At 39.9% G+C, this 25,241-nt stretch carries 24 protein-coding genes and 1 pseudogene; 8 read left to right on the forward strand and 17 right to left on the reverse strand.

From position 1 onward, the window contains the following. Nucleotides 1–95 precede the first annotated feature (95 nt). The 4 genes from O9324_RS01915 to O9324_RS01930 form a co-directional block, all read right to left on the reverse strand. Entirely contained in the window at nucleotides 96–4,637 is a 4,542-nt protein-coding gene (locus O9324_RS01915) for a DUF3110 domain-containing protein (protein WP_288139344.1), read from the reverse strand. A 945-nt stretch (nucleotides 4,638–5,582) separates the two neighbouring features. Continuing rightward, on the reverse strand, nucleotides 5,583–6,116 hold the full coding sequence (locus O9324_RS01920; protein WP_004161476.1) for a transposase: 534 nt from the start codon (nucleotides 6,114–6,116) through the stop codon (nucleotides 5,583–5,585). Between the two features lie 234 nt (nucleotides 6,117–6,350). After that, nucleotides 6,351–6,563: a type II toxin-antitoxin system HicA family toxin gene (locus O9324_RS01925; protein ID WP_004161477.1), complete on the reverse strand. Its 213-nt coding sequence runs from the start codon at nucleotides 6,561–6,563 to the stop codon at nucleotides 6,351–6,353. Next, on the reverse strand, nucleotides 6,556–6,762 hold the full coding sequence (locus O9324_RS01930) for a type II toxin-antitoxin system HicB family antitoxin (protein ID WP_288139345.1): 207 nt from the start codon (nucleotides 6,760–6,762) through the stop codon (nucleotides 6,556–6,558). The genes O9324_RS01925 and O9324_RS01930 overlap by 8 nt, the downstream gene beginning before the upstream one ends. A 266-nt stretch (nucleotides 6,763–7,028) precedes the next feature. Between O9324_RS01930 and O9324_RS01935 the strand changes: the two genes are divergently transcribed. From O9324_RS01935 to O9324_RS01950, 4 genes are all read left to right on the forward strand, one after another. After that, nucleotides 7,029–7,262, forward strand: a complete 234-nt coding sequence (locus O9324_RS01935; protein WP_288139346.1) for an antitoxin family protein — start codon at nucleotides 7,029–7,031, stop codon at nucleotides 7,260–7,262. Then, nucleotides 7,249–7,695, forward strand: coding sequence for a PIN domain-containing protein (locus O9324_RS01940; RefSeq protein ID WP_287627241.1), 447 nt, complete (start codon nucleotides 7,249–7,251; stop codon nucleotides 7,693–7,695). The genes O9324_RS01935 and O9324_RS01940 overlap by 14 nt, the downstream gene beginning before the upstream one ends. 274 nt (nucleotides 7,696–7,969) lie before the next feature. Beyond that, nucleotides 7,970–8,215 carry a DUF1902 domain-containing protein gene (locus tag O9324_RS01945; RefSeq protein WP_185239313.1) on the forward strand — a complete coding sequence of 82 codons (246 nt, stop codon included), beginning with the start codon at nucleotides 7,970–7,972 and terminating at the stop codon, nucleotides 8,213–8,215. Further along, nucleotides 8,216–8,413, forward strand: a complete 198-nt coding sequence (locus O9324_RS01950; protein ID WP_002799542.1) for a type II toxin-antitoxin system HicA family toxin — start codon at nucleotides 8,216–8,218, stop codon at nucleotides 8,411–8,413. Nucleotides 8,414–8,448: 35 nt separating this feature from the next. Here the strand turns inward: O9324_RS01950 and O9324_RS01955 are convergent, their stop codons facing one another. Together O9324_RS01955 and O9324_RS01960 are read right to left on the reverse strand one after the other, a co-directional pair. Next, on the reverse strand, nucleotides 8,449–8,742 hold the full coding sequence (locus O9324_RS01955) for a DUF433 domain-containing protein (RefSeq protein WP_004268292.1): 294 nt from the start codon (nucleotides 8,740–8,742) through the stop codon (nucleotides 8,449–8,451). A 125-nt stretch (nucleotides 8,743–8,867) separates the two neighbouring features. Beyond that, nucleotides 8,868–9,080 (reverse strand): hypothetical protein, encoded by a 213-nt coding sequence (locus tag O9324_RS01960; RefSeq protein ID WP_287695710.1) that lies wholly within the window; start codon nucleotides 9,078–9,080, stop codon nucleotides 8,868–8,870. A gap of 177 nt (nucleotides 9,081–9,257) precedes the next feature. Here O9324_RS01960 and ureA point away from each other — a divergent pair, with 177 nt between their 5' ends. From ureA to O9324_RS01975, 3 genes are all read left to right on the forward strand, one after another. After that, on the forward strand, nucleotides 9,258–9,560 hold the full coding sequence (ureA, locus tag O9324_RS01965) for an urease subunit gamma (RefSeq protein ID WP_002766756.1): 303 nt from the start codon (nucleotides 9,258–9,260) through the stop codon (nucleotides 9,558–9,560). 19 nt (nucleotides 9,561–9,579) lie between these two features. Then, a complete protein-coding gene (locus tag O9324_RS01970; RefSeq protein ID WP_002766755.1) occupies nucleotides 9,580–9,906 on the forward strand; it encodes an urease subunit beta in 327 nt (108 codons plus the stop codon). 65 nt (nucleotides 9,907–9,971) lie between these two features. Beyond that, nucleotides 9,972–10,859: an S-methyl-5'-thioadenosine phosphorylase gene (locus O9324_RS01975; protein ID WP_287627240.1), complete on the forward strand. Its 888-nt coding sequence runs from the start codon at nucleotides 9,972–9,974 to the stop codon at nucleotides 10,857–10,859. 188 nt (nucleotides 10,860–11,047) lie between these two features. On the opposite strand, the gene O9324_RS01980 is transcribed toward O9324_RS01975, so the two are convergent. The 3 genes from O9324_RS01980 to O9324_RS01990 form a co-directional block, all read right to left on the reverse strand. Next, nucleotides 11,048–12,004, reverse strand: a complete 957-nt coding sequence (locus O9324_RS01980; protein ID WP_004161486.1) for an RNA polymerase sigma factor, RpoD/SigA family — start codon at nucleotides 12,002–12,004, stop codon at nucleotides 11,048–11,050. A 547-nt stretch (nucleotides 12,005–12,551) separates the two neighbouring features. Beyond that, nucleotides 12,552–12,851 (reverse strand): 2Fe-2S iron-sulfur cluster-binding protein, encoded by a 300-nt coding sequence (locus tag O9324_RS01985; RefSeq protein ID WP_002766752.1) that lies wholly within the window; start codon nucleotides 12,849–12,851, stop codon nucleotides 12,552–12,554. A 43-nt stretch (nucleotides 12,852–12,894) separates the two neighbouring features. Further along, entirely contained in the window at nucleotides 12,895–14,154 is a 1,260-nt protein-coding gene (locus tag O9324_RS01990) for a phosphopantothenoylcysteine decarboxylase domain-containing protein (protein WP_288139347.1), read from the reverse strand. Nucleotides 14,155–14,400: 246 nt separating this feature from the next. Between O9324_RS01990 and O9324_RS01995 the strand changes: the two genes are divergently transcribed. Then, nucleotides 14,401–15,342: a DUF1517 domain-containing protein gene (locus tag O9324_RS01995; RefSeq protein ID WP_288139348.1), complete on the forward strand. Its 942-nt coding sequence runs from the start codon at nucleotides 14,401–14,403 to the stop codon at nucleotides 15,340–15,342. 82 nt (nucleotides 15,343–15,424) lie between these two features. Here the strand turns inward: O9324_RS01995 and O9324_RS02000 are convergent, their stop codons facing one another. From O9324_RS02000 to O9324_RS02035, 8 genes and pseudogenes are all read right to left on the reverse strand, one after another. Continuing rightward, the gene (locus tag O9324_RS02000) at nucleotides 15,425–16,375 is read right to left on the reverse strand and encodes an NAD-dependent epimerase/dehydratase family protein (RefSeq protein ID WP_288139349.1); all 951 of its coding nucleotides are present in this window, start codon (nucleotides 16,373–16,375) and stop codon (nucleotides 15,425–15,427) included. A 447-nt stretch (nucleotides 16,376–16,822) separates the two neighbouring features. Further along, the gene (locus O9324_RS02005; protein WP_288139350.1) at nucleotides 16,823–17,752 is read right to left on the reverse strand and encodes a formylglycine-generating enzyme family protein; all 930 of its coding nucleotides are present in this window, start codon (nucleotides 17,750–17,752) and stop codon (nucleotides 16,823–16,825) included. Beyond that, complete coding sequence (locus O9324_RS02010; RefSeq protein ID WP_288139351.1) at nucleotides 17,731–18,444, reverse strand: transposase; 714 nt, start codon at nucleotides 18,442–18,444, stop codon at nucleotides 17,731–17,733. Before O9324_RS02010 ends, O9324_RS02005 begins: the two co-directional genes overlap by 22 nt. A 325-nt stretch (nucleotides 18,445–18,769) precedes the next feature. Then, nucleotides 18,770–21,418: a formylglycine-generating enzyme family protein gene (locus O9324_RS02015; RefSeq protein WP_288139352.1), complete on the reverse strand. Its 2,649-nt coding sequence runs from the start codon at nucleotides 21,416–21,418 to the stop codon at nucleotides 18,770–18,772. Then, a complete protein-coding gene (locus O9324_RS02020; protein ID WP_288139353.1) occupies nucleotides 21,411–22,430 on the reverse strand; it encodes an AAA family ATPase in 1,020 nt (339 codons plus the stop codon). Before O9324_RS02020 ends, O9324_RS02015 begins: the two co-directional genes overlap by 8 nt. Before the next feature lie 8 nt (nucleotides 22,431–22,438). Then, a complete protein-coding gene (locus O9324_RS02025; RefSeq protein WP_288139354.1) occupies nucleotides 22,439–24,415 on the reverse strand; it encodes a VMAP-C domain-containing protein in 1,977 nt (658 codons plus the stop codon). Between the two features lie 17 nt (nucleotides 24,416–24,432). Continuing rightward, nucleotides 24,433–24,792, reverse strand: coding sequence for a CU044_2847 family protein (locus tag O9324_RS02030; protein WP_024969526.1), 360 nt, complete (start codon nucleotides 24,790–24,792; stop codon nucleotides 24,433–24,435). Nucleotides 24,793–24,880: 88 nt separating this feature from the next. Continuing rightward, nucleotides 24,881–25,241: pseudogene (locus tag O9324_RS02035) on the reverse strand (DUF3782 domain-containing protein); the annotation flags it as partial.

The raw sequence follows: 25,241 nt of genomic DNA on the forward strand, positions 1-25,241 counted from the left end.
CAATTGTCTATCTTTTGGTATTAACTTATTTATGCCTTAAGTCCTTTCCTGTATGAATTTCAGCTACTTTTGAGCGTAGTTGCTCTCATCGAATTTTATTTTAAGTTAATTATTTGCATAACAATTCCCGAAGAGCCAAATTTGTCTAATGACTCAATAGTTAAATTCTGTAACCAGTTTTGAGCTTGTTTTAAAGCAACTGGTACAGAAACTTGCTGATTCTCATCAAATAAAATCTCATATAATTTAATCATCAAGAATGAGGTTGACAGGTCATTAACTGTCCATAAACTACTGACAACACTGGGACTTCCCGCAAACAGAAAACCACTGGGTAAACCGATATATTCATCACTGATAGAGTTTAAATCAATTAAGCCAGTTTCGCAAGCGGAAAGGGTGATAAGGCGGCATTTATTCAAGCGCAGTTCAAAGATTTCGCCTAATGTTAGGGGTTCTTTATTGGCTAATAATAAGGCGGATTCTAGGGGATTATCGGGGTTAAAGCCTCCATGACAGGAGAAGTGATAACAGTGGTTATCTGAGGATTTGAGATGGGGAAGAACAGCGTTTTTAGTGGCGTTATCTTGGGCGATAACTTGAGGTTCAGTAAAGAAAGTTGAGAGGATATTAACTTCTAAGTCGGTGTAAAATAAGTCCTTGGTGGGGTTTTGAATGGCGAACAGTTTATTAAAGTCGGAATGGTGAAAAGTTTGGGAGATTTTTTGCAAGATTTGACAACTAGGGGCATATTGTACACCCTTGGGGAATAAATCTTGTAAATCTGATCTCCCCGTTACCGACTCCCCACTTTTTAAGGAGAGTTGGGGGGGATCAACAGGTAAGGCGTGTAAGGGTAAGATATGCAGAAACAAATGGGGGATAATAATTAAGCGTTGACAAGTATTAGGAATGAGAGCAAGAATATCGTTAATATGCAGAATATCAGCAAAAGTCTGTAAGAGGTTAGACAGTTGATTTCTCCATTCTTGCTTACCGTTTTTGGAGTAGTAAAGCTGTCGATAATTATTGAATGTATCCAAGAATTGATTTTTATCATTTTCGGAAGATTGCCAAACTTTAATCTCTCCATCAGCCGACACCACAAAAGCGAGTATTTTCTCCCCTGTAATGTACCATTGAAGCAGACAAGTTTCAGCATCAGTTAATTCCTGAATTTCTGTAAATGGAATAGGCTCAACTTTTTGAGTGAGGCTGAAAAGAGGATCGATGGTTTTAATTTCTCTCTCAATAAAATCATCTAAGTCTTGTTGATAGTCTTTCAGGTAACTATGATCTTGAACGTAGGGAGTTAAGTTATCACTACGCATTAGCTTCTGGTTAATACTTTGATGTTGTAAGCGAATTTGTTCATTAACAACTTTTTGTTTTAATTCATTTAATTGGGCAATAATTTTTTGACTAACCCCTTGGGGGTGTAGGTTTTTTTGGGTGATTAATTCCACCAGGTTACGTCCTTTACTGCGTTCGATATATTCTAGAGCGGTTTTGAGGTGTTGAAGGTTGTTCTCAATATGGTAAAGATTAAGGTAAGTAAGAACAAGACCTCCATAGGAGTGTATGGCATCAGAGAGAATTTCTTGTTTTCTATAGCCTGTTACCGCTTCAATACGAATAGTTTCTGCTGCTTTTATCGCTAAGACGAACCCTTTGATAGCAATTTGCCAATTTTTGGCATTATAACCGTAAAATCCTAAGTTATGTGCAGTCTTAAAACATTCCTCAGGTAAAGCTTCTAAAGTCCGAACAGTTAAAGCATTTTCATTGGCAGTGATTGCCAATTCTAAATTCTTAGCCTTATCCTCTTTGATTCTGTCATAATAAGCATTAGCAAGGTTAAATTGTGTTGTGGCCCATTCATAAGGAAACTTTTCCCTGGTAAAGGTTCTTAAAGCAGATTCAAAACAGGTGATCGCTACTTCTAGATTCTCTGCTTTATCTTCTTTAATTCTCTCATTGTAAGTATTCCCCAAATTCTGTTGTGTCAACGCCCAATCATAGGGAAATTCATCAAAAGCATAAACCTTCAAGGCTTCATTGTAGCAAGTAATTGCGTTTTCTAAATTCTGCTCTTTGTCTTCTCTGATTCTTGCACGGTAAGCTCTACCAAGATTATTTTGTAGCTTGGCGAATTCTCGAGGAAAATCATCAGGTTTCACCAATTCTAATGACGTTTTAAAACAGTCAATAGCCTTTTCTTTATTTTCTGCCTTTTCCCCTTTAATTCGATCATGGTAAACATTTCCGAGATTCATTTGACTCATTGCCCATTCATGAGCAAATCTTTCTCTTTCAATCGTATAAATTTTTAATGCCGCTTCAAAACAAGTAATAGCGATTTCTAAATTCTCTGCTTTATCTCCTTTGATTCTTTCATGATAAACACTCCCCAAAGTGTTTTGTGTTTTTGCCCAGTGTATGGGGAAATTGTCAGAGTTAACAACTTGTAATGATGCTTGACAACAGGCAATAGCGATTTCTAAATTCTCTGCTTTATTTTCTTCAATTCTGTCAATGTAAACTTCGGCTAGATCCACTTGTACACCTGCCCAATTTAAAGGAAAATTCTTAAAAGTATAAATTTTTAGTGCCTGTTGATAACAATTAATAGCAAATTCTAAATTTTTGGCTTTATCTCCTTCGATTCTATTTCTATAAGTCGTCCCTAAATTTTTTTGTATCTTTGCAAACTGATCAGGAAAACTATCGACATCGTAAACTTTTAATGCCTCTTCAAAACAAGATATTGCAATTTCTAAATTATCTCCTTTTTTGCCTTCAATTCTCTCACAATATGCTTTTCCAAGATTAATATGTGAGTCTGCCCATTCATTGGGAAAATTATTATAACTGTAAATTTTAAATGATTCTCTTAAATAAAAGATAGCATTTTCTAAATTCTCTCTCTTTTTTTCTTTTATTCTCTCTAAATAAGCACCCCCCAAATTAAATTGCCCTCTTGCCCATTCATTGGGAGAAGTATTGATCGTATAGACTCTTAACGATTCCATAAAACACTTAATGGACTGTTCTACATTCTCTTCTTTTTTCCCTTCTATCCTTTGTAAATAAACATTACCGAGATTATTTTGTACTTTTGCCCATTCCTTGGGAAAACTTTCAATATTATAGACGATTAAGGAGTTTTCGCAATAACCAATGGCTATTTCTATATTCTCTTTTTTCTTTTGCTCAATTATCTCTAAGTTAGTAGTTTGTAAGTAGGCATTGACTAACTGAATGTGGGTATTTGCCCATTCACGAGGGAAAGCCTCGAAGGTACGCACTTTTAAAGCTTTTTTACAACAATCAATAGCAGTTTTTATATTTTCTGCTTTATCACCATCACCTTTTATTCTTTCAATGTAAACATTACTCATATTATGTTGCACCCTTGCATATTCATAGGGAAAAGCATCTAGAGTATAAATTTTTAACGCTTCTTGAAAACAATTAATAGCTTTTTCTATATTCTCAGTCTTTTTTCCTTCAATTCTCTTGGCATAAACATTTCCCATATTCATTTGCGTCATTGCCCAATACACAGGGAATGTTTTAGGTTGGTAAACTATTAAAGCCGCTTGATAAGCTTTAATGCTAATTTCTAAATTATTTTTGAGGCTACCAAAAGGAAACTCATTAATTAGATTTCCAAACACTAAAACGACTGCTGCTGTAAATTGTGCTTCTTGTGGATGCAGATTAGAGAAGATGTTTGTAGCCCATTGATAAAGAAATTCTCCAAAATTTTCATCGAGTTTATCTAAATTATTTTGACAGAAAGTATAAACTGATTCAGGATTAAACCTATTTTTATCAATAAGTGAACTCAGTTGCAAGACATTATCTAGAAAAACTTGATAGTCTTCAGGTTTAATTTTCTTTAGAGTTTCGTTTTCTACTCTTTGATTAGGCGGAGTTATAAGTTTTCCTTTTGGTATAAATTCCCAATCATAACCTGAGTTCTTACAAATCAATAAAATCTCCTCAGCTTCTATTGCTTCAACACTCGGTACAGGAAAATTCTGCTCCCCTAATTGTCGTGCGAAAGTAGCCGCATCTTCTTGAGACTCAAACAGTAATATTTTGTGATTATCATCTACACTTATAGTATGAATACCCTCATTATCTGTTCCCACATTGTAAAGCAGAACATAAACAGTTTGAGGTAACTGATTAGAGGGTTGCTGCTGAAAATACTGACTTAAAGAAATAGCTAAATCTTGCGGATTCACCCGTAAGTTTTGTAAAATTCTTGCTGTACTTTCCCCCTCTTGAAAAATCCCAATCAGTAAATGCTCTGTATCAATAGATTCACTCCCTAATTTATCAGCAAATGATAATGCACTGTTTAAAACGAGTTTTGCCGACTCTGTAAAAGGAAGTTCTATAGTAATCATTCCTGAACCCCTTCCTAGAATTTTTTCAACTTCAATCCGAGCATTTTTTAGCGTTATTCCCTGCTGTCTTAAAACTTGCGACGCAATTCCTGTCGCTTCACCGATTAACCCTAAAAATATAAATTCCGCTCCTACAAAATTATGCCCCAAGCGACGCGCTTCCTCCTGCGCTAACATAATTACCTTAATCCCTTTCTCTGCAAACCGTTCAAACATAATTTAGACTCCTTATCACTTCTAAACCACGAAACTTATCAGAACTACAACACCTTGATTCGCCATTCCGTAAAAAATTGGACATAATTGAATGAGGACGATGATTGCTAGGGTTATGGCGCGATTATTACAATTATATCCAATTATATCCCAGGGATGAGAGCCAAAGACAATCATAGTTAATCAAACAATCAAAAAAATCATAATTTAGACAGAATTGGGTGCGTTGTTCATTAATAGCGTGGTAGATGGGGAATTGATGGGTAGGGGCGAAGCATTCGGATAGAAAATCTAGGGTTTCAGCGATAAGTTATTGTCCGAATGCTTCGCCCGTACAGGGATTTAATGGGGAGATTATCGTAATTGTATCACAGGGATGATAGGCTAAGGTTAGTGATAAGTTATTGTCCGAATGCTTCGCCCGTACAGGGATTTAATGGGGAGATTATCGTAATTCTATCATCGGCATAATAGGCTAAGGTTATTGTCTGGGGTAGGGGCGAAGCATTCGGATAAAAAATTTAGGGTTTCAGTGATAGATTATGCACGAATGCTTCGCCCGTACAGGGATTGAATGGGGAGATTATCAGAATTGTATCACAGGGATGATAGGCTAAGGTTATTGTCTGGGGTAGGGGCGAAGCATTCGGATAGAAAATCTAGGGTTTCAGCGATAGATTATGCACGAATGCTTCGCCCGTACAGGGATTTAATGGGGAGATTATCGTAATTTTATCACAGGGATGATAGGCTAAGGTTAGTGATAAGTTATTGTCCGAATGCTTCGCCCGTACAGGGATTGAATGGGGAGATTATCGTAATTCTATCACAGGGATGATAGGCTAAGGTTATTGTCTGGGGTAGGGGCGAAGCATTCGGATAGAAAATCTAGGGTTTCAGCGATAGATTATGCACGAATGCTTCGCCCGTACAGGTTATTTGCCCCTACATTGGCTTGAATTTATTAAGATTGTTTTCGTCTTGTTGCCAATTTTGCGGATTGTCAAGAATGTATTGCCGGATTTTTTGATAAGAATCTTCATTGCGAATGATATGTTCATAATAATTGCGATGCCAAACTTTCAGGCGATCGCTACATAAACGATTGATTTTACGAGTAGAGATTGATTTAAAATTCTGCACAATAGCCCCCAAAGATTCTGGCATTGTACCGCGAGGATATTGAGAATAGTATTCGGTCTTTTCCAGAGCTTGGTTTTGTATTAATATAATTCCATGAATATGATTAGGCATAACAATAAAAGCATCTAGTTCAATAAACTTAAAATGTAGAGGCAGTCTATACCATACTGCTTCAACAGTATCACCAAGTAAATTTTGCTTCATATTTCCTTCAACAATTTCACCAAATAGATACTGCTTCTGATAAGAACAAATTGTTATATAATAAGCTCCATTAAGTCTATAATCATAGCCTTTCAAGCGAATAGATTGTCGATATTTTTTCAGTTCATTCATGGCATGGCGGATGGGAGATTGATGGGTAGGAGCGAAGCATTCGGATGTAAAATCTAGGGTTTCAGTGATAGATTATGCACGAATGCTTCGCCCGTACAGGGATTTAATGGGGAGATTATCAGAATTGTATCACAGGGATGATAGCCGAGAAAAATCCTAGTTAATCAAACAATCAAAAAAAATCATAATTTAGATAGGATTGAGTGCGTTATTCGTTCATGGGTTGAGATTGTTTTATAAAAGTTTTTTAAATTCTTCAATAGTTAATCCAGAACCTTTAATAATTGTTCCCATTGTATAAGCATTGATTGGATTAGCCCTTGGAATAGTGAGAATATGTTGTCCATCAGTCATGGTAATATGCTTACCCTGTCGAACAATCTGAAATCCTGCTTTTTCAAACGCTTTAATTGCTCGTTGATGATTAATTCTAGCAAGACTAGGCATGATTTAATTCAACTTCTACATAATAAGATTCGATCCCTTGATTCAACTCCGCAGCAACTTCTAAATAAGACTGAATTGCATCTTGAATATTATTGAGTGCTTCTTCTTTAGTTGTACCTTGAGAAGCACAGCCAGGTAAACTAGGACACCAAACGGCGTATCCCTCTTCTGATTGCTTGAGATTGACTTGATATTGCATATTTTTAAGATCATCCCGTCCTTAATAAAAATTTGGGCAAAACTATTATTATTATAACATTACCTAAGCATTGCGCTACGGCTACCATTACCTCAACCAACCCCTGATCCAACAATTTCTGATTTTTCTGCAAAATTCGGGGTTTATCGCCATCATTGCAGGATGATAGCCAAGAAAAATTATAGTCAATCAAACAATCAAAAAAATCATAATTTAGACCCGATCATCGGTTAAAATAATAGTAATTTAGAATTAAGGATTGAGTTATGCCGCAACAAAACTGTGAAGCCGTCTTTGAAAATGGCGTTTTACGTCCTCTTAGTAATCTCCAACTCAATGAAGGACAGTGCGTTAAACTCATTATAGAATCCAATTCAATTTCCCAGCTTACTTCCCAAAAATGGTCAGAAACGGGGATAATCGCCCAGTTAACAGCAAATCCGATTAAAATTGAAGACTTCCATCCTCTTACCAGAGAAGAAGCGAATGAACGCTGGTGAATCTCAACCCTTCTTTATTGATTCTAATATTTGGCTGTATCGCTTCATTGTTAATTGTAGCGATACTAATGCCATCCCTAAGCAACAAATAGCTACAAATATTACGAATCAAGGAAACTTGATAATTAGTACACAAGTTGTTAATGAGGTTTGCTCAAATTTAATCCGCAAAGCAGGGTTTAATAATTTACAGATTCAAAATCTACTTGAAGAATTTACCCAAGGGTGTGAAATCTTACCTGTCTCCCTCGAAACCCTTGAGTATGCCGTGAAATTACGAGATCGCTATTTAATTTCATTTTGGGATAGCCTGATTGTTGCTAGTGCAGTTTTAGGCGATGCAACTATTCTCTACTCAGAAGATATGCAAGATGGTTTAATTATCAATAATAGCTTACAGGTTATCAATCCCTTTAAAGATTTAAACTCTTAAAAAGATCATTGACGAGAACTATAGCGTTTGTTATAAAAATGAAATGTAAACTAATCTCGAAAAACTGCTTTTTTAGCTTCTTCTAAATCGTCATCACTGATCACAACATCTTTCCATAAACCTTTAATTTGAGTCTTATTGCGAGAACCTTCAAAGCGATTCATCAGCAATCATCAAGAGTTGGGGATTGGTGGTAAGATTGTCAGAAAGGCGATCGCACTGTATAATCTTGATTAATATATAAGCTAATTCTACTCACTTGAACTAAATCATCATGAATCAAAAACCGTACCAAGTAGAAGCATTTTGGGATCGAGAGGCGCAAGTGTGGGTAGCAGAGAGTGAAGATATTCCGGGATTAGTCACCGAAGCTGATACCATCGAAGCTTTAACAGCTAAATTACGACAGATGATTCCAGAATTATTACAACTCAATCATCTAATTACTATTGAACCTCAAGCAGCGATAATTTTTGAACTCATTAGTCATCGTCAAGAATCAATTGAGTGCGTTGTTTAGATGGCTACTTCTTTAACACCTGCATTAAAAAAACTGCTCTCAGCAGCCGGATGTTATTTTGAACGTCAAGGGAAAGGAGATCATGAAATTTGGTATAGTCCTCTGACAGAAAGAAGATTTGTAGTTGATAATACTATTAAATCACGTCATACTGCTAATGCAGTTTTGAAACAAGCCGGATTATCTAAATCCTTTTGAAATCTGTAGAATCCTCCTCCATATATAAGCTAATTCTACTCATAAGAAGAAGAATAATGTAATGCTTCAATGCGATCTGCTTCGGCGGCTTCGGCTATAATTTCTGCTTCTATTGTTTCTTTGTTAGTATGATAGTAAGTCAAAGCGGCATAAACTTGTGCCAAAGAAAGATGAGGTATTTCATCGGCAATCTCTTCAGGACTATATCCTAATTTATACCAGATCACTATTCTTCGTACAGTAACAGCAGTTCCCGCAATAATAGGACAACCTCCATGAATTTTGGGATCGCTTTTTATAAAAGTGCCAATATTTATCTCTGTTAACATAACTTTCTCTGATTCAGTTTCAACTAATTAAACTAAATAGGATTCTATGCTTTTATCACCATTTTAGCATAGCCTAAACATTGGTCGGGGTAGGGGCGAAGCATTCGGATAGGAAATCTAGGATTTTAGCGATAGGTTATGCCCAAATGCTTCGCCCGTACAGTGATTTTCTGCAATTGAGGAATAACTGTTGCACAAGGCGGTTCAAAGTGTAATTCCAAAGCTTTTTGAAGATTTATTACTTTCTTCTGGTGTCCCCTAGGTCTGCATACTGTAATTCTTGGGCTGCCCATTTCTCCATTTTTTTTGCTCACCTCCACCTTGATTCCTTCTTTCAAAACTATACCTATCAATCGTTTCCCCTTTTTTTAAGTTTCTTCTCTTTTTGTTAAGAAAGCTCTGACTAATGGATAGGATGACCGGACATTCAAGATAAATTTTCACAACTCGATCGCTACAACTATCCAGCCAAGAACTACAATAACCCTAGAATCTGTCTAAAAAAAGGCCTATCTATGCAACTTTCGCCCCAAGAAAAAGATAAATTACTCATTTTCACGGCGGCACTGCTCGCCGAAAGACGCAAAAATCGCGGGATCAAGTTAAATTATCCCGAAGCGATCGCCTATATTAGCGCCGCCATCCTCGAAGGTGCCAGGGAAGGTCGTAGCGTCGCTGAATTGATGAGTTACGGCACTACTTTATTAACTTGCGAGGAGGTAATGGAAGGTATCCCCGAAATGATTACGGAAGTGCAGATCGAAGCGACTTTTCCCGATGGTACTAAATTAGTTACCGTTCACAATCCCATTCACTAACAGGAGATTTTTAGCAGTTATGATTCCGGGAGAAATTATCACACCATCCGGGGAGATCGAGATTAATGTCGGTCGCGACACCCTGCGTATTTCTGTGGCTAATACAGGCGATCGACCGATTCAAGTGGGTTCCCACTATCATTTTTATGAAGTTAATCAGGCCCTGGAGTTTCAGCGCGAATTAACCAAAGGAACCCATCTGAATATTCCCGCGGGTACATCAGTTCGATTTGAACCGGGAGACACGAAAGAGGTGGAATTAGTTACCATCGCGGGAACTGAAGAAATTTATGGCTTTAATGGTTTAATTAATGGTTCCCTCAAGGGCAAGAAAAAGAAAAAGTAAGGCCTTAACGGAATCGCTCAATTATGGTAAAATCAAGGCAACGATAACTAATTCTTTCCAAGACTATGACGACGGTAAAAATTGGCATCATTGGCGGCAGTGGTTTGTATAAAATGGATGCCCTCAAGGATGTGCGGGAAGTATCCCTCGATACTCCTTTTGGTTCTCCTTCCGACGCTTTAATTCTCGGGACTTTAGAGGGAACAGAAGTTGCCTTTTTAGCGCGTCATGGCAGAAATCACCATTTTTTACCGACCGAATTACCCTTTCGAGCTAACATTCACGCTCTCAAACAATTAGGGGTTGAATATATTATTTCCGCTTCGGCAGTTGGTTCCCTCAAAGCCGAAGTTAAACCCCTAGATTTAGTCATTCCCGATCAATTTATTGACAGAACTAAAGAGAGAATAGCGACTTTTTTTGGGGAAGGAATTGTTGCCCACGTGGCCTTTGGTGATCCCGTTTGTCCCCAATTAGCCAACATTTTAGGGGATGCCGTCGCTAGTTTAAACCTACCGGAAGTTACCTTGCATCGCGGCGGTACATACCTCTGTATGGAGGGGCCGGCTTTTTCTACTAAAGCGGAATCAAATCTCTATAGAAGTTGGGGGGCAACCGTCATCGGTATGACCAATTTAACTGAGGCCAAATTAGCCCGAGAAGCGGAAATTGCCTACGCTACCTTAGCTCTAGTTACCGATTACGATTGTTGGCATCCCGATCACGATCATGTCACGGTAGAAATGGTGATCGAAAATCTACACCATAACGCTATTAATGCCCAAAAAGTCATCCAAGAAACGGTGCGCCGTCTGGCAGCTAATCCTCCCGTTTCTGCCGCTCATTCTGCCCTTAAATACGCTATTCTTACCCGTCTAGATTCTGTTCCCGTCGCCACTAAAGAAAAATTAGCTCTCTTTTTGAAAAAATATCTTGAAGAAGTAGAGAAATAGTCGAGAAAAGTCGCCGATGAATCTAGAAATGGGTCATTTTTCTCCCTGTGATCCAGACGATCAATTTGACCCTTAACGAAGGCAGAGGGCGGTCGCCAGCAGTCAGTATTCAGGAGTCAGGAGATAGGAGATTATTTTATTTATTCTCCCCACACCCTGTCCCCACGAAAAACTTTTTGCCGCAAACCCTAACTAGCTAGATATTCTCTGATGTTGGCCTTGCGTTTTCTTAATTTAGCGATCGCTTCTCGTTCGATCTGACGGACGCGTTCACGACTGATATTGAGTCGAACGCCAATTTTTGCTAGGGTGAGGGGCTGCCCATTATCTAAACCAAAACGCAGACAAATCACTTCTTTTTGTTGAGGGGTGAGGTCTGCCATCAGTTTTTCCAAATCTACTTGGAGGGAAGAATGGGCAGTGTAATCTTCCGGGGAAAGTCCCGTATCTTCCAAGAGTTCTCCTAATTCCGTGTCTTGATTGTCCCCCACCTTTAAGTCAAGGGAAAGAGGTTGACGGGACCTTTCCAAGTAGTCTCGCACCTGTTTGGGAGTTAGGTCTAATTCCTCGGCTAATTCGGCAATGGTGGCAGCGCGACCTTTATCTTGAGCTAGTTGACGCTGGGCTTTTTTGATTTTATTCAGTTTTTCGGTGATGTGGATGGGCAGACGGATGGTGCGACTTTTTTCTGCGATCGCCCGGGTGATAGCTTGGCGAATCCACCAATAGGCATAGGTAGAAAAGCGATAGCCTTTGGTGGGATCGAATTTTTCCACACCTCTTTGCATCCCAATGGTTCCCTCTTGGATGAGGTCTAATAGATCTAGATTGCGTTTTAGGTATTTTTTGGCGACGGAAACCACTAGACGCAGGTTCGCTTCTACCATCTTGCGTTTGGCGAAATCCCCTGCCCCTAATTCTCGACGCAGTTGTTCTTCACTAATTTCCGCCGCTTCTGACCACTGGCGATCGCTGGGATCGCTGCCGAGTTTAGCCCTTAGGGATTCTTTGATTTTTTCCAGAAAAATTAATCTTTGTACCTGTTTTGCGTAGAGAATTTCTTCTTCATGGCTGAGAAGGGGAACTCGGCCAATTTCTCTGAGATAGGCGCGAACTGGATCGGTGTGGTTTTTCGAGGTTTTCATGAGTGCGCGTCGGTTGAGGGTTGATATTCAGGGATTGATGGCGTTTTTCCGATTGCTTCCCCAGGGGCAGTTAAGGAGATGCTATCAGGGTTTCTTCTCGTTTTGTAAAGAGACAAGTAAGTGGTTACTCAAGGATAGAGAGAAATCCAATTGAGGATTTAATTGCCTCTATAGTTCTTTTTTTGGCTATATATAGATTTTATGGGCATAAATGGCGAGTAGTGACAAGCTTGTTTATTTAACTAATATTACAACAATTATTAAATAATGTAAAGTTTATGAGAAAAAAAAATATCCCTCTCAGGAACGCACCGATGAAGAGTAGGTTTGAGTATCCCTACTCATAGATTACCCAGAGGTTTCCAATCAGGATGCAATCTAGATGACAAAATGAGCAATTTGCTCCCCTCACCGATCGCTCTGCGATCGGTGAGGGGAGCAGGGAGTAGTCATACTAAATCCGTTGAGCAATTTTCGCCGGTATTGAACCCCTCAATGGTTCCGCTCCCCGCACCTTCCCCACCGGTGCGTTGCTGACGCTTAAGTGCTATTTTGGTTTAGTTTGGACGCTAATCGGACCATTAACCATGGTTTGACAGGCTAAACGATAATTTTCGGGTTTTTTCTTCAGACAGCGCTGCTCAAAGTCGGTTTTGGCTGAGAGATTTTCCAGACCCTCGACAATTGCCACTATACAAGTACCACACTGACCGTAACCGCCACAATTCATCAATTTACCGCCAAAAGTGTAGATATCAACGCCATTCTGGATTGCTTTCTCTCGTAAGTTCGCCCCATCTGCCGCTACCACGATCTTATTCTCTTTGACGAAGTTGATGTTACCCATGACTGTCTTACCCTAAATTTTTGCAAATTAATATTAAAAAATATTAAATTTTTTTGATTGTAACATTTTTGGCTCGCTGTTCTAAATATTCGGCGATGGCAATAGCGATCGCTTTTTTACCGATAAATTTCCCCAATGCCGCTTTTGTGACCAAATAAGCCACCTGTTCCCCGTGATCGCCCTTTTCCTCGCCCCGATTAGCAATAACAGCCTGATAGCCCTTTTCTAGGCGTTTACGGGCGATTTCCAGTAACTCCTCCTGACTAACTCCCTCCTGATACTTGAAAGTCACCATCTCTAAATCGGGAAATTTTTCTCTCACCTTGTCAATCACTTTTTCCGTCGGCACAAAATTAAGATTTAACTGCCCTCCACTGGGAATTTTGCCGTAAAAAGGGCTTTCTAAGCGATAATCTGCCACTGCTGCCGAGAAAATCCCAAATTTATAATCTTTACTCTCTAATTCTCCCATCACCTTCCCTAGATACTCGTCATAAGTTTCAATAATTTCGTGGGGTAAATAAGCGGGGGGTGTATAGCTGCCGCGTCCGTGGATTAACTGCACCTTTGCCCCGCGCAGGTATAATTCTTCTGCAATAGCGACTCCTAACTGTCCGGTAAAACGATTGGTTAAACGACGGATATTATCGATAATCACGGGTGTGGGTCCACCAGTGACTAAAATCGGCATATTTTTCAGCACAGAATTACTGAGAATCCCACAGGCTGCCACAGTGATCTCTTTTTCCCCGGGGAGATTGTGTTTACCGTAATCATCCCGGGGTGACATAATCTGGACTCCCCAGCGATCGAGCGTTTGCAAAGATTCGGTCAGAATAGCATTATGTAAACTGCCGTGCATGGTGGGGACGAGCAGAATTTTAGTTTTTCCCTTTTCCTGTCGTCCTAAGGCCGAGGCCAAGCATGAAGTGATCACTCCGTCAGCGATTCCGTAACGAAACTTATTAATCGTGTTATAGGTAGCGGGGGCGACTAAATAAAGATCAAAGGGAGATTGATCGCTTAAATGTTCTGCTTTTGCCGTTAATTGACTAACTACGGGATTAACCGTACTCCATTCCAAAGCTTCCTTAGTGACGTATCTTAAAGCTTCTTCTGAGACAAAAGCCACGACTGTGGCCCCGAATTTCCGCAAAGATCGGGCAATTAGCGGCGCTTTCATGGCCGCAATCCCTCCCGTTACCAGTAAAGCAATCCGTTTACCCCAGAGATGATGACTCTCTAAGGGTACTTCGCGATCGCCTAAGTCCGAATCCGTGGGAGAGGAGAAATTCCAAGTCATAAATTTGGGGAAATGGGGAAATGGGGAAATGGGGAAATGGGGAAATGGGGACATGGGGACATGGGGGAATTCAACTAAAAAACCCCAAAACCCCAAAACCCTAAAATCTCAATACCCAACACCTTCTAACTGATAACTGATAACTGATCACTGATAACTGATCACTGATAACTGATTTGAAGATTTGTCTATCCCTGACCGAGAAACTGGTTATGCTAGTAAATAAAGGGTTGCTTCAGTGTTCTTATGATTGACAAAATTTTAACTAAAGTTCGATCGCTTGCCAAGCCGATATTAGTTCTAGGATTAGTGACAACGCTGATTTTAGGTTCTATTCCCAGTGCTTTAGCGGCATCGGGGGGTAGAATGGGTGGCGGTAGTTTTCGCGCCCCTAGTCGCAGTATTAGCCCTTCTAGGGGTGGTGGTTACAGTTCCCCCGGTTACGGTGGAGGTATTGGTTTTCCCTTCCTCTTACCCTTCTTTTGGGGTGGTGGTGGCGGTGGCTTAATTTCTCTGTTAATCTTTTTTGCTATCGCCAATTTCCTCGTTAATGCTTTCCGTAATGGTGGAGGCAGTGATGAGAATGGTATGGCTGTTGAACCGGGATATGAAACCGTCTCCGTGGCGAAAGTACAGGTGGGTTTGTTGGCTAATGCCCGTTATCTGCAACAAGAATTAAATCAAATCGCCCTAACAGTCGATACTAGCACCTCCGAGGGACGCGTCGAAGTCTTACAAGAATCGGCCCTGGCCCTGTTACGTCATCCGGAATACTGGGTTTATGGTAACGTCGATTCTCAACAAACCAGCCTCAGCAGTGCAGAAGCGAAGTTTAATCAGTGGTCTCTCAACGAACGCGGTAAACTAACGGCGGAAACCTTAACTAATTACAATAATCAACTGCGTCAAGGTTCTAGAGACAATATTTTACCCGAATCGGCTGGGGAATTAGCTAAAAGCGCACCGGAAGGCTATATTTTGGTGACTATTTTAGCCGGCATCGTCGGTAAATTTTCCCTACCGAAAATTAATGATTCCCAAGATTTGAAACAGGCCCTGCAAGAAATTGGTAGTATGGGAGGCGATCGACTTTTAGCGGTAGAAGTGATTTGGACTCCCCAAAGCGAGGGTGATATTCTCAGTCAAGACGACATTCTCGCCAATTATCCCGATCTGAAATTAGTGTAGTTTGTCGGGGGATAACCCTAGATATTGCCCAAAATCTCCCTTTTACAGGGAGATTTTTTGATTATTAAGGATATTGCCGCCGTTAACAATATAATTCCTGAATCCACTGCCATTCTTGGGCTAATCCTTCGGCTAAAGAAACTTGGGGATTATAACCTAGAATAGTACGGGCTTTGGTGACATCGGCGGCGGTGTGACGGGCATCTCCTCGGGCGAGTCCTTGATGCGATCGCTCGATCGGTTTACCGATGACTTTTTCCATAGTATCCAAGACATCCAGCAAAACCACGCGACTACCACCACCAATATTAAACACCTCCCCCACCGCTTCCGGTACGACGGCAGCGGCTAAATTAGCGGCTACAGCATCGCTAATAAAGGTAAAATCGCGGGTTTGTTTGCCATCCCCGTAGATGCCGATGGCTTGACCTGCGATCGCTGCTTGAAAAAACTTATGAAAAGCCATATCGGGACGTTGCCGCGGTCCATAAACGGTGAAATAACGCAAGGCAGTGACGGGAACGTGAAAATTCTGGTGATATAGCCAACAGAGTCTTTCTGCCGCTAATTTGGTGATGCCGTAGGGTGAAACTGGTTGGGGACAAAGGGTTTCGGGAGTCGGCATCGTTTCCGCATTGCCATACACCGAGGAAGTGGAAGCAAAAACCATCCGTTGTAAAGACGGGGTTTCCTTAGCGGCCTCAAGAATAATTTGAGTAGCATTTATATTCCTTTCGGTATATTGACGAAATCCATCACCCCAGCTTGCTCTGACTCCTGCTTGGGCTGCCTGATGGAATAATACTTCTACTCCTTGCAACAGTTGTCGCCAGTCGAGGGCTTGTATATCCGCTTCGATTAACTTAAATTCGGGATATTTGGCTAGAATATGGGCATTTTTGCGCTTTAAACTGGGGTCGTAATAATCGTTAAATTGATCGATACCGATCACCTGATCTCCTTGTTCTAAAAGCTTTTCTGCCAAGTTAGAACCGATAAAACCCGCGACACCAGTAACAATATGAGTAGCCATTTAATCCTAGTCGTTGATATTTTGTATCGATTGTAAGCTAAGACGCATTTAAGTAGGGTTTGCGGCAAAAAGTTTTTCGGTGGGGGCAGGGTGTGACCCCCCCAACCCCCACCCCCCCTGCCCCCCCGACATCGGGGGGATCGGGGGGGCGTGTGGGGTGTGGGGTGTGGGGTGTGGGGTGTGGGGTTTTGTCGATTTTTAGGTGGTCAATTACCTAATTTTCAGGGAAAAAGTGCCTAAATTTCCCCCAATCCTTTTACTGTTGCCTCTTGTCTCGTCTCAACAAGCAATTTATACTAAATCCGTTGAGTAACGCACAGAAAACGGGTTTCTCGGAGAAACCCGTTTTCTACTCATATAATTCTCTCAATCCCTTTGCAGTACATATATAGTACATTTGCTTAAAAAAATCGAACAAGGGTAAAAAGGGAAAAAAGAGGAAAAGGGTTACACAGTCCTCCCAGCACCGCACACCACCCGAAAACCGAAGTCGAAGTTGAAGATGTCGCGGCGGTAGGAGTTGACGCGGACAGCGGAACGGCAGAAACTTGGATTGTAGTACCAAGAACCGCCCCGCAGTACTTTGGTAGTAGATTTGTTCTTACTAATCCAAGCACTCCCATCCGTGGGTGCGCCTTGATAATTAGGGTGATAATCGTCCTCGCACCATTCCCAAACGTTTCCGTGCATATCGTACAGACCAAAGGCATTAGCTACCTTAAAATAGCCTACTGGTGTCGTCTGTTCTCGATAGATGCCTTTTGATCCCCTTCCATAATTCCCTGGATAAACTTTTTTGTCTCTTTCCCAATCAGTTCCGCTGTAATTAGCCAAATCTGTGGTAATCGTCTCCCCAAAATGAAAAGCGGTTGTTGTCCCCGCTCTACAGGCATATTCCCATTCTGCCTCACTCGGTAGCCGATACTCCCGTTTTGTTTCCCTTGATAATCGTTTACAGAATTCTGTTGCTTGCTCCCAGTTTACTTGTTCTACGGGTCTTGTCCATCTATCCTGCTCTTGATATGGCTCTTTGAAGTAGGAAGGCTCTAGTTTTAGATCGATGTCTATTTTAGCAGTTGCGGCGATCGCTCGCCACTGTGCTTGAGTGATGGGATAGCGTCCCATGAAAAAAGCTGAAATATTAACGGTGTGTTGAGGACTTTCTCTTTGGAAATAGTCTAGATCGTATTCTTTACAGAGTCTTTCTATTTCTTGATCTGGGGTTCCCATCTGGAAGGAACCGCTAGGGATAAGCATCATGTCGAGATTAATGCCTTCCCCTAAATTCTCGCTGTAATATTGTGCTTCTCGTTGCTGTAGTCGAGTGATTAATTTAGTCATGTTATAAAAATATTTTAAAAAAACAAATCTAAACATAATTCTTGGGATTGTTGTTCAATTTGTAGATTTTCTGGATCATTTTGCCAGCATTTAGGATTGTTAATAATATATTCTCGAATAGCTGATAAAGATTTTTCGTCTCGAATAATTGATTCATAATAATTTCGCTGCCATATAGGAATCTCCTTATTCTGACGAAGCAGATTAATTCGTCTAGTTACAGCCGATTTAAACCCAGCAATAAATGATGATAAAGAATTCGGTTTTCGCTGTAGGGGCGCATTGCGTGCGCCCAAATCACCCCAGTTTTGATGATGTAGGGGCGCATTGCGTGCGCCCAAATCACCCCAGTTTTGATGATGTAGGGGCGCATTGCGTGCGCCCAAATCACCCCAGTTTTGATGATGTAGGGGCGCATTGCGTGCGCCCAAATCACCCTGATTTTTATTATTAAAATAATCAGTAATGATAACAATTCCATGTAAATGATTAGGCATAATAATCCATTGATCTAATTGAAAATTAGGTCTAATTTTACAAGTGGATACCCATTCATAAGCCACAATTTTACCAATTTGATTGAGACGCATTTGATGATTTTTAATCTCCCCAAACCAAAATTGTTGCCGGTAGGCACAGAGGGTAACAAAATATGCTCCGGGTTGACCATAATCATAATTGTTGAGACGAATAGAACGACGATGGTGTTTTTCAGGATCAAAACTCATAAATATGCCTGTAGATACCCCAAAAAATGTCTTAATTATCATCTGTAACCCATGCGCCCACACCCCTCGGAAAACCAACCCTGACAGGATATTTTGGATTGATTTACCGCAAATCTACCATAAACCACCAAAATAACGAGCAAAATCCTCTAATATCCCATTATATCGGTCAAGGGCGCATCGCGTGCGCCCACATCCCTCGGAAAACCAACCCTGACAGGATATTTTGGATTGATTTACCGCAAATCTACCATAAACCACCAAAATAACGAGCAAAATCCTCTAATACCCCATTATATCGGTCAAGGGCGCACGCAGTGCGCCCCTACATAGAACACACCACCCGAAAACCGTTGACGTCGTAGAAGAAGTCGCGGCGGTTGAAGTAGTAGCGGAAAGCGGAACGGCAGTAATACGGATGTATGCACCAAGAACCGCCCCGCAATGAAGAACGATTATCATCCCCATTTTCTATCCAAGCACTGCCATCCGTCGGCGCACCATCATAGTTATCGTGCCAAGTATCGGCACACCATTCCCAGACATTGCCGTGCATATCGTACAACCCGAAGGCGTTAGCTGCCTGAAAATAGCCCACTGGGGTTGTTTTACGTCGATATTTTCCTTTGGGTTCATCGGCATAAGTTTTAGTACCAGTACCTCGATAGTTAGCTAAATCTGCCGTTATCGTTTCCCCAAAGTGAAAGGCGGTTGTTGTCCCCGCTCTACAGGCATATTCCCATTCTGCCTCACTCGGTAGCCGATACTCCCGTTTTGTTTCCCTTGATAGTCGTTTACAGAATTCCGTTGCTTGATACCAGTTGACTCCTTCTACGGGTAGCTTATACCCTCTGAAGTTAGAAGGGTTTGTCTTCAGGTCGATGTCTATTTTAGCGGTTGCGGCGATAGCTTGCCACTGAGCTTGGGTGATAGGATAACGCCCCATGTAGAAAGAGGAAACGGTTACTCGGTGTGGGGGTTTTTCTCGTCTAAATCCATCCCAACCAAATTTTTTCACCAGTCTTTCGATTTCCTCGTCTTCGGTTCCCATCATAAATGTGCCGCCGGGGATTTCCATCAATTCCAATTCGACTCCCTCGGCTAGTTTTTCGACAATGCCTTCTGCTTGCCTTTTTTCCTTTTTAATTACCCATGTTTCTCCTTCAAAAGGATTTTGATACTGACGTTCTATGGTTGCTAGGGTAAATTCAAAGGTACGGGTTTCTAGGATTTCGATGGTGGCAACGTCAAAGATAGAGGTTTTTAAGGGAGGTGACGAGGGTTGAGGGATTGGAGGGGGATTAGAAATATTAACGGCGATTTCTTCGGCAAATTCTGCGTATTCTCCCCCCAGATTGCGTAAGACTTCGATGCTGACTTGAGCAAAGGGAAGAATTTTTTCTCTTTGTTCTGGGGGATAGGTGGGTAATAGGGTTAACAAAGCGGCAAAACTGCGGATAGGACTTTTAATTTCCCCAGCAATATATTGGGAAATAGCATCGAGTACCTTGATAGTTTGTCGCTTACCGATAGCATCATTTAATACTTGACGTACCCCGGGTAAAAAGTCATAGACTCGATACTGTCCTTCTTCATTTTCTACAATCGGTTTTAATAAACCTCCCATATAAAATTCTGCCACATGAACGGGACGCACTTCGTTTAAAAGAATTTTGCGAATAAGATTGACCACCTGCATACTTACCGGGGCAGCTGCCATCATTTTTGCTAATTTTTTGGCTGGTTCGGAAGCGGTGGCAAAAAATCGCTCGACTATTGCCTCGGCCTTATTTTTAATGGTGTTTTTATCCTCGCTGTCTTGCTTATTTTCCTCTCTGGATATAGGGGGAATTTCGATAATTTGTTGTTTAATAAATTCTAAATCAAATAAAAAAGCGGAAATCTGAGCATTACCTGACCCAGCGACAACTTTTGCCCATTGTTTGAGGACTTCTGTTTCTAAGGTGATTACGGGAATAAGAAGGGTATTTTGCCAGTTAATCGGTAGCCATTGGGGATAATTTTTTAAGATTAATTTCGGATTGGGAACACCAGCAGTTAAAGCAGTGGTAAAGAGTTTACGTCCCCGTCCTAGTTGAGTACTATTCCATAATCTTTCGGGGAAAAGTTGCAGAATAGCGGTAGGTTGTTTTTCTGACCAATCTTTTAACCAAGGATGAATTAAGGCTTTTTGCCAGAGAGGAGAAACACAATCACTGACTAACAAAACTAATCCCCGTCCCCTGGGATGAATAAGTTCTTTATGGGAGTGATAACGTTGTCCCGGTTTACCTTTTTTTCTGCGTCTGACTAACTGTAATTCTTGATTATTTGAGGTTGATAGTTGCCAAACTCTGACGGTTTTAAATGCTCCTTGATTTTCTAAGAGATTTTGGAACTCATTAATTAATTCTCGCCAAATAAAAGATGATCTAGATTCTTCTACTACTAATTCGAGGGTTAACCAGCGTTCCAGTTGGGGTTTAGTCACGGGTAGCCAAATATCCCTTTCTGCAATAAAAGAAGCGGTTGCTTCTTCATCTAAAATCGTTTTAGTTGCTGAGGAAACTTTTCCCATGAAAGGACGCAAAGCGCGACTAATAAAGAGTGCTGTCTGTAGTGATGCAGCAGCAGGAACTTGAAAAGGAAAGTCTTGGATTGGGGTAGTTTTTTCTATTTCTTTGGGGAGAGATTCTTCAGTAATAATATCGACAATTGGCTGAGATTTTGATAGGTTATCTTCTGGAATATCTTCTAAGTTTTCCTCTATTTGACTAGAAGTTGATGAATCTATTGGCTCTGTATTTTCTGGATTTTCTGGGGGTGATTGGAAGTCTTCAACTCCCATTTGTAGGGCCAACCAGATACTATCAGCTACATCTTCATCACTGAGTTGTAACTGTTCTAGTAGTCCTGTTTGCTCTAGATAATCTAATAGTTTTTTAATTGATGAATTGGATGGGGATTCACTCATCTTCTACCCTCCCCAAATCTTTCAAAAGTTGATTAATCAGGTCATCCTCAGTTGATATAGCTCCTTTTTTGACCATAAAAATAGCATTAAGTAATTGATCCGTGGCTAGGGTTTGTGAATTGCGCTTTTGAATGAAGTTATCAATAAGTTTATCGATGTCTGGATTATTAGCAATTGTTTCTTCTAAATGTGCCTCAATTATTTTAATTAAGTCGGGTTTTTCCGGCTCTTTCATGGTTAAACGGAGACAACGACGCAAAAAAGGTGGAGGAAAGTCTCGTTCTCCATTGCTAGTTAAAATCACAAAAGGAAAAGCCTTACAGATAACTAAACCATCTTTTATAGGTGTTTTTATATCTTTCTGGGTAATGTCGGTTGTATCGGTATAAGCAGTGCGGACTTCAACCCTTGGGACTTCTTCTTTTAGCCTAACTAATTCGGGAATTTCAAAGCGTCCTTCTTCAAATAAGGTGAGTAAATCATTGGGTAAATCGATATCACTCTTATCAATTTCATCAATTAACAGTATTCTTGGTTTTTCCGACTCTAATAGTGCGGTTCCCAAGGGTCCAAGGGTAATATATTTTTCAATCTGTTTTAATTGGTCTTTTCGTTCTTCTGGGGTTAATTCTTTTTGCTCTCTTTCCAGTAATTTAACCTCCTGTAACCGACCGATGGCATCATAGTTATAAAGTCCATCTTTTAGGGTAGTATGGGTAGTAATCGGCCAGTATAATACTTCTCCTAATTTTAATTCCTGGGCGACTTTATAGGCAAGAGATGACTTTCCTGTCCCTGGTTTGCCAGTTACTAATAAAGGTCGCCGTAAATACAAGGCTGCATTGACCATTTTAATTTCTTCTTCGCGCACTAGAAAGGTTTCTCCCCGATGCTTACGACGACTTTCTCCCAGTTGCTTTTCTTTGCCAAAAGGTCGCCAGCTGGGGGGGTCTGGTAATGTCCAAGCGTCTGTGGGTTGTTGATTTCCTGTAAATTTTTTCCAGTCTTTCATAGTTCAATTTATGGCATCAAAAGTGGATAGTTGGGGGGAACAAGCTGGTAGTCATCCCAAAGTAATGATAGATGATTCCCAATATGATTATCTTCTAACCAAGCAGCAGAACGTTTATTTTTAATTATTTCTGGTAATTTCTCTAGTGGACATTGACAGATAGGGTCTAATTTTTCCTGACAGTTAAGTTCTTGGTTAGCATCGGGTCGTATCCACAGAGATAAAGGGATTCCAGTTTCGTATAAAATGGCTAGAATATTTTTTAACTCTAAGGAGTTTTCTTGACTGAGATTAGTTAACCTTGAACCGATAACATTGTTAAATTTATGATATTTGAGTATTTTATTCGGATGGTCATTATTTGCCAGAGTTTTTTTAAAAATAACTGTTTGCTGATTGTTTGATTCGATCAGTTTTTGTATTTCTTCTTCACACTTTAAGATTTGGGTCAAATTTTGTTGCTGTATATTCCGAAAAAGTTGGCATTTTTTCATCCATAAATAGCTTTGTTGATTGTTGATATTTTCGGCTGTTATTCGTTCTGAAAATCTCATGATTATCTCATGATCGACTCCCCAATGATGAGGATCGCAGCCTGTAGCTGTTGCCACTTCATCAATTAAAAATAAATCAATCGGTTTAATCTCTTTTTCAATAAATCTATAGGGAAGAAAAAATTGAACTTTTTCTAGGGAAGATTGACAGATATTTTCTGATTCTCGTTTAATTTTTTTTAGGTGATTAATCAATTCATTTTCTTGGAGATGATTACCCAGACTTATTCCTTCATTGGGGGTTAAAGATTGATATTCTCCACGTTTTTGAGGTTCTTTTTCTGTGGGATGATAATTGTTTATATCTTTAACAATCCAAGCTCTCAGCATTAAAGATTTGTTTTCTTCTGTAAGGGTAACAAATAAGCAGGGATTTTTGTCTGTTGATTTTTGAGCGATATTTTGTGAGCGATGATTAAGATTATTTTCTAAAGTATTGATTAAAACTTCCCATTTTGTTTGATATTTTTTTAGCCATTCTTTTAATAACTTTGCCAGAGCATCTGTTGAGGTTAACTGAATGATTAAATAGCCAATAAATATTTCTAACCAAGAAAATTCTGATTGAGAAGCATAGGTGAAATATCTTTCATCTAATTGATAGATTATTTCTATAAAATCAGACCAAGAGGAAGGAATTGCTCCAGGTAAATCAACTAAATGATCCCTCACTTCAATTTTTAAATTTTCATAAGCTGTATTAATTTGATCTTGATAACTTTTGTTTTCAAATATACATTTAATCGAGGAGATAATCTCAGGAATTTTTCCTTCTATTTGTGCTATATCTAGCAACTTATTCCAAGCTTTTAAAAGAACATCAGTAGGAATAAAAAATGCAGATTTTGCAAACATTTTTTCCTTATCAGCACTTACTGCCATCCCCACTACTCCCCCCAATTGCTCATCCCAGATAGCTGTCCCACTAAACCCACCTTCTACAGCATATCCTGTGCTTTTAGTATCTTCTATCTGAATTTTGTTGTTAGCAATATGACGTTGTATCTTACCATCAGACCAGACACCTTCGTTTCTGGAAAAACCATAAGCTTTATAATTATGATCAGATAAATCTCCTATTTCAGAGGTAATTAAAGAAACTGGTTGAGCTTGTGAAGGAACTGAATCTTTTAATTTTAAAATAGCAATATCTTGAGGATCGTTGCTTTTAAATTTAACCGGATGCCAAACTTCTACGGTTGTTTCTAAAGATGTACCCGATGCAATGATAGGAAAATCACACTCAATAATGTCAGTGGGTTTCTCAGCAGATGTTAATACTAATCCTAAAGATTCATTGACAACATGAGCGCAGGTAATAATATACTCTTCTGAGACCAGAAATCCCGCTCCGACAATTTTTATTGTATCATCTTTATTTTGTCGTTGCTTATAAATTCTGACCACAGAAAATTCTAGAGATGCAACCATTATTTTTATCTAAGTCCTTATTGAGTAGATGATTGCTTATTTTTTTCCTTGTTATCCCATTTTAGGGTAATTTCATAATTAACATCGGCGCTGCCAGATGCAATAATAGCCCCTAGTCCAACAGTCATTTTTATCCCAAACTTGACCTCTACCTGATCAGCAGGTTCATTCAAACTTTTGACCTTATTAATTATGGCATTTGCCACGGGTTTTATGCCATTTAATGCGTCTTCAAAAGACTGAGCGGCTTTAACAGCTATTTCATCTGTTAGACTAATAAGTTCATCTTCTGGTTTCGGTTTGGGTAAGGGTAACTTTTCATCCACCTCGATGTAAATAGTCCCCTCCTCCGAGGTAAATTCCACTAAACGAGTCATAAAAATTCTCCTGTTTATTTTATTGCGGTTGCCTAGACTTAATCTATCACAACTCCATCTTTTTGCTCTCCTGCCTAATTATATCTCTTTACCAAGTGTTCGGTTGAAAGTTAGCATCATTAATAATTGCTACCGTATCCCCAGATGGTTTAATCACAAATAAGCCTTTTTTATAAGCATAGCGATCTACACCTTTGTTAATTTCAATTCCTGCCACTGCACCGTAGGCTCGATAGTTTTGATAATGGGGAAAAGCGATTTTAAAACGAGTCAATTTTTCAATAAATTCATCCACATCATCTTGAGATAATCGAGATTTACATTCCACCACCACGAGATCGGTATCATCCACCGCTAGAATATCAATTTCCATGGCGATGCCTTGACGTTTGACTCTAGCGCGGGGATAAACTTCCTTAATATCAATGCCTTTTTCCTGAAAAAGCCGT

The sequence above is a fragment of the Microcystis sp. LE19-84.1B genome (assembly GCF_027531875.1).
Taxonomy (GTDB): Bacteria; Cyanobacteriota; Cyanobacteriia; order Cyanobacteriales; family Microcystaceae; genus Microcystis; species Microcystis panniformis.

What these genes read in the sequence shown, in the direction of transcription:
- O9324_RS01915 (WP_288139344.1), bottom strand. Translation starts at nt 4,637, where the DNA reads ATGTTTGAACGGTTTGCAGAGAAAGGGATTAAGGTAATTATGTTAGCG.
- O9324_RS01920 (WP_004161476.1), bottom strand. Translation starts at nt 6,116, where the DNA reads ATGAATGAACTGAAAAAATATCGACAATCTATTCGCTTGAAAGGCTAT.
- O9324_RS01925 (WP_004161477.1), bottom strand. Translation starts at nt 6,563, where the DNA reads ATGCCTAGTCTTGCTAGAATTAATCATCAACGAGCAATTAAAGCGTTT.
- O9324_RS01930 (WP_288139345.1), bottom strand. Translation starts at nt 6,762, where the DNA reads ATGCAATATCAAGTCAATCTCAAGCAATCAGAAGAGGGATACGCCGTT.
- O9324_RS01935 (WP_288139346.1), top strand. Translation starts at nt 7,029, where the DNA reads ATGCCGCAACAAAACTGTGAAGCCGTCTTTGAAAATGGCGTTTTACGT.
- O9324_RS01940 (WP_287627241.1), top strand. Translation starts at nt 7,249, where the DNA reads ATGAACGCTGGTGAATCTCAACCCTTCTTTATTGATTCTAATATTTGG.
- O9324_RS01945 (WP_185239313.1), top strand. Translation starts at nt 7,970, where the DNA reads ATGAATCAAAAACCGTACCAAGTAGAAGCATTTTGGGATCGAGAGGCG.
- O9324_RS01950 (WP_002799542.1), top strand. Translation starts at nt 8,216, where the DNA reads ATGGCTACTTCTTTAACACCTGCATTAAAAAAACTGCTCTCAGCAGCC.
- O9324_RS01955 (WP_004268292.1), bottom strand. Translation starts at nt 8,742, where the DNA reads ATGTTAACAGAGATAAATATTGGCACTTTTATAAAAAGCGATCCCAAA.
- ureA (WP_002766756.1), top strand. Translation starts at nt 9,258, where the DNA reads ATGCAACTTTCGCCCCAAGAAAAAGATAAATTACTCATTTTCACGGCG.
- O9324_RS01970 (WP_002766755.1), top strand. Translation starts at nt 9,580, where the DNA reads ATGATTCCGGGAGAAATTATCACACCATCCGGGGAGATCGAGATTAAT.
- O9324_RS01975 (WP_287627240.1), top strand. Translation starts at nt 9,972, where the DNA reads ATGACGACGGTAAAAATTGGCATCATTGGCGGCAGTGGTTTGTATAAA.
- O9324_RS01980 (WP_004161486.1), bottom strand. Translation starts at nt 12,004, where the DNA reads ATGAAAACCTCGAAAAACCACACCGATCCAGTTCGCGCCTATCTCAGA.
- O9324_RS01985 (WP_002766752.1), bottom strand. Translation starts at nt 12,851, where the DNA reads ATGGGTAACATCAACTTCGTCAAAGAGAATAAGATCGTGGTAGCGGCA.
- O9324_RS01990 (WP_288139347.1), bottom strand. Translation starts at nt 14,154, where the DNA reads ATGACTTGGAATTTCTCCTCTCCCACGGATTCGGACTTAGGCGATCGC.
- O9324_RS01995 (WP_288139348.1), top strand. Translation starts at nt 14,401, where the DNA reads ATGATTGACAAAATTTTAACTAAAGTTCGATCGCTTGCCAAGCCGATA.
- O9324_RS02000 (WP_288139349.1), bottom strand. Translation starts at nt 16,375, where the DNA reads ATGGCTACTCATATTGTTACTGGTGTCGCGGGTTTTATCGGTTCTAAC.
- O9324_RS02005 (WP_288139350.1), bottom strand. Translation starts at nt 17,752, where the DNA reads ATGTTTAGATTTGTTTTTTTAAAATATTTTTATAACATGACTAAATTA.
- O9324_RS02010 (WP_288139351.1), bottom strand. Translation starts at nt 18,444, where the DNA reads ATGAGTTTTGATCCTGAAAAACACCATCGTCGTTCTATTCGTCTCAAC.
- O9324_RS02015 (WP_288139352.1), bottom strand. Translation starts at nt 21,418, where the DNA reads ATGAGTGAATCCCCATCCAATTCATCAATTAAAAAACTATTAGATTAT.
- O9324_RS02020 (WP_288139353.1), bottom strand. Translation starts at nt 22,430, where the DNA reads ATGAAAGACTGGAAAAAATTTACAGGAAATCAACAACCCACAGACGCT.
- O9324_RS02025 (WP_288139354.1), bottom strand. Translation starts at nt 24,415, where the DNA reads ATGGTTGCATCTCTAGAATTTTCTGTGGTCAGAATTTATAAGCAACGA.
- O9324_RS02030 (WP_024969526.1), bottom strand. Translation starts at nt 24,792, where the DNA reads ATGACTCGTTTAGTGGAATTTACCTCGGAGGAGGGGACTATTTACATC.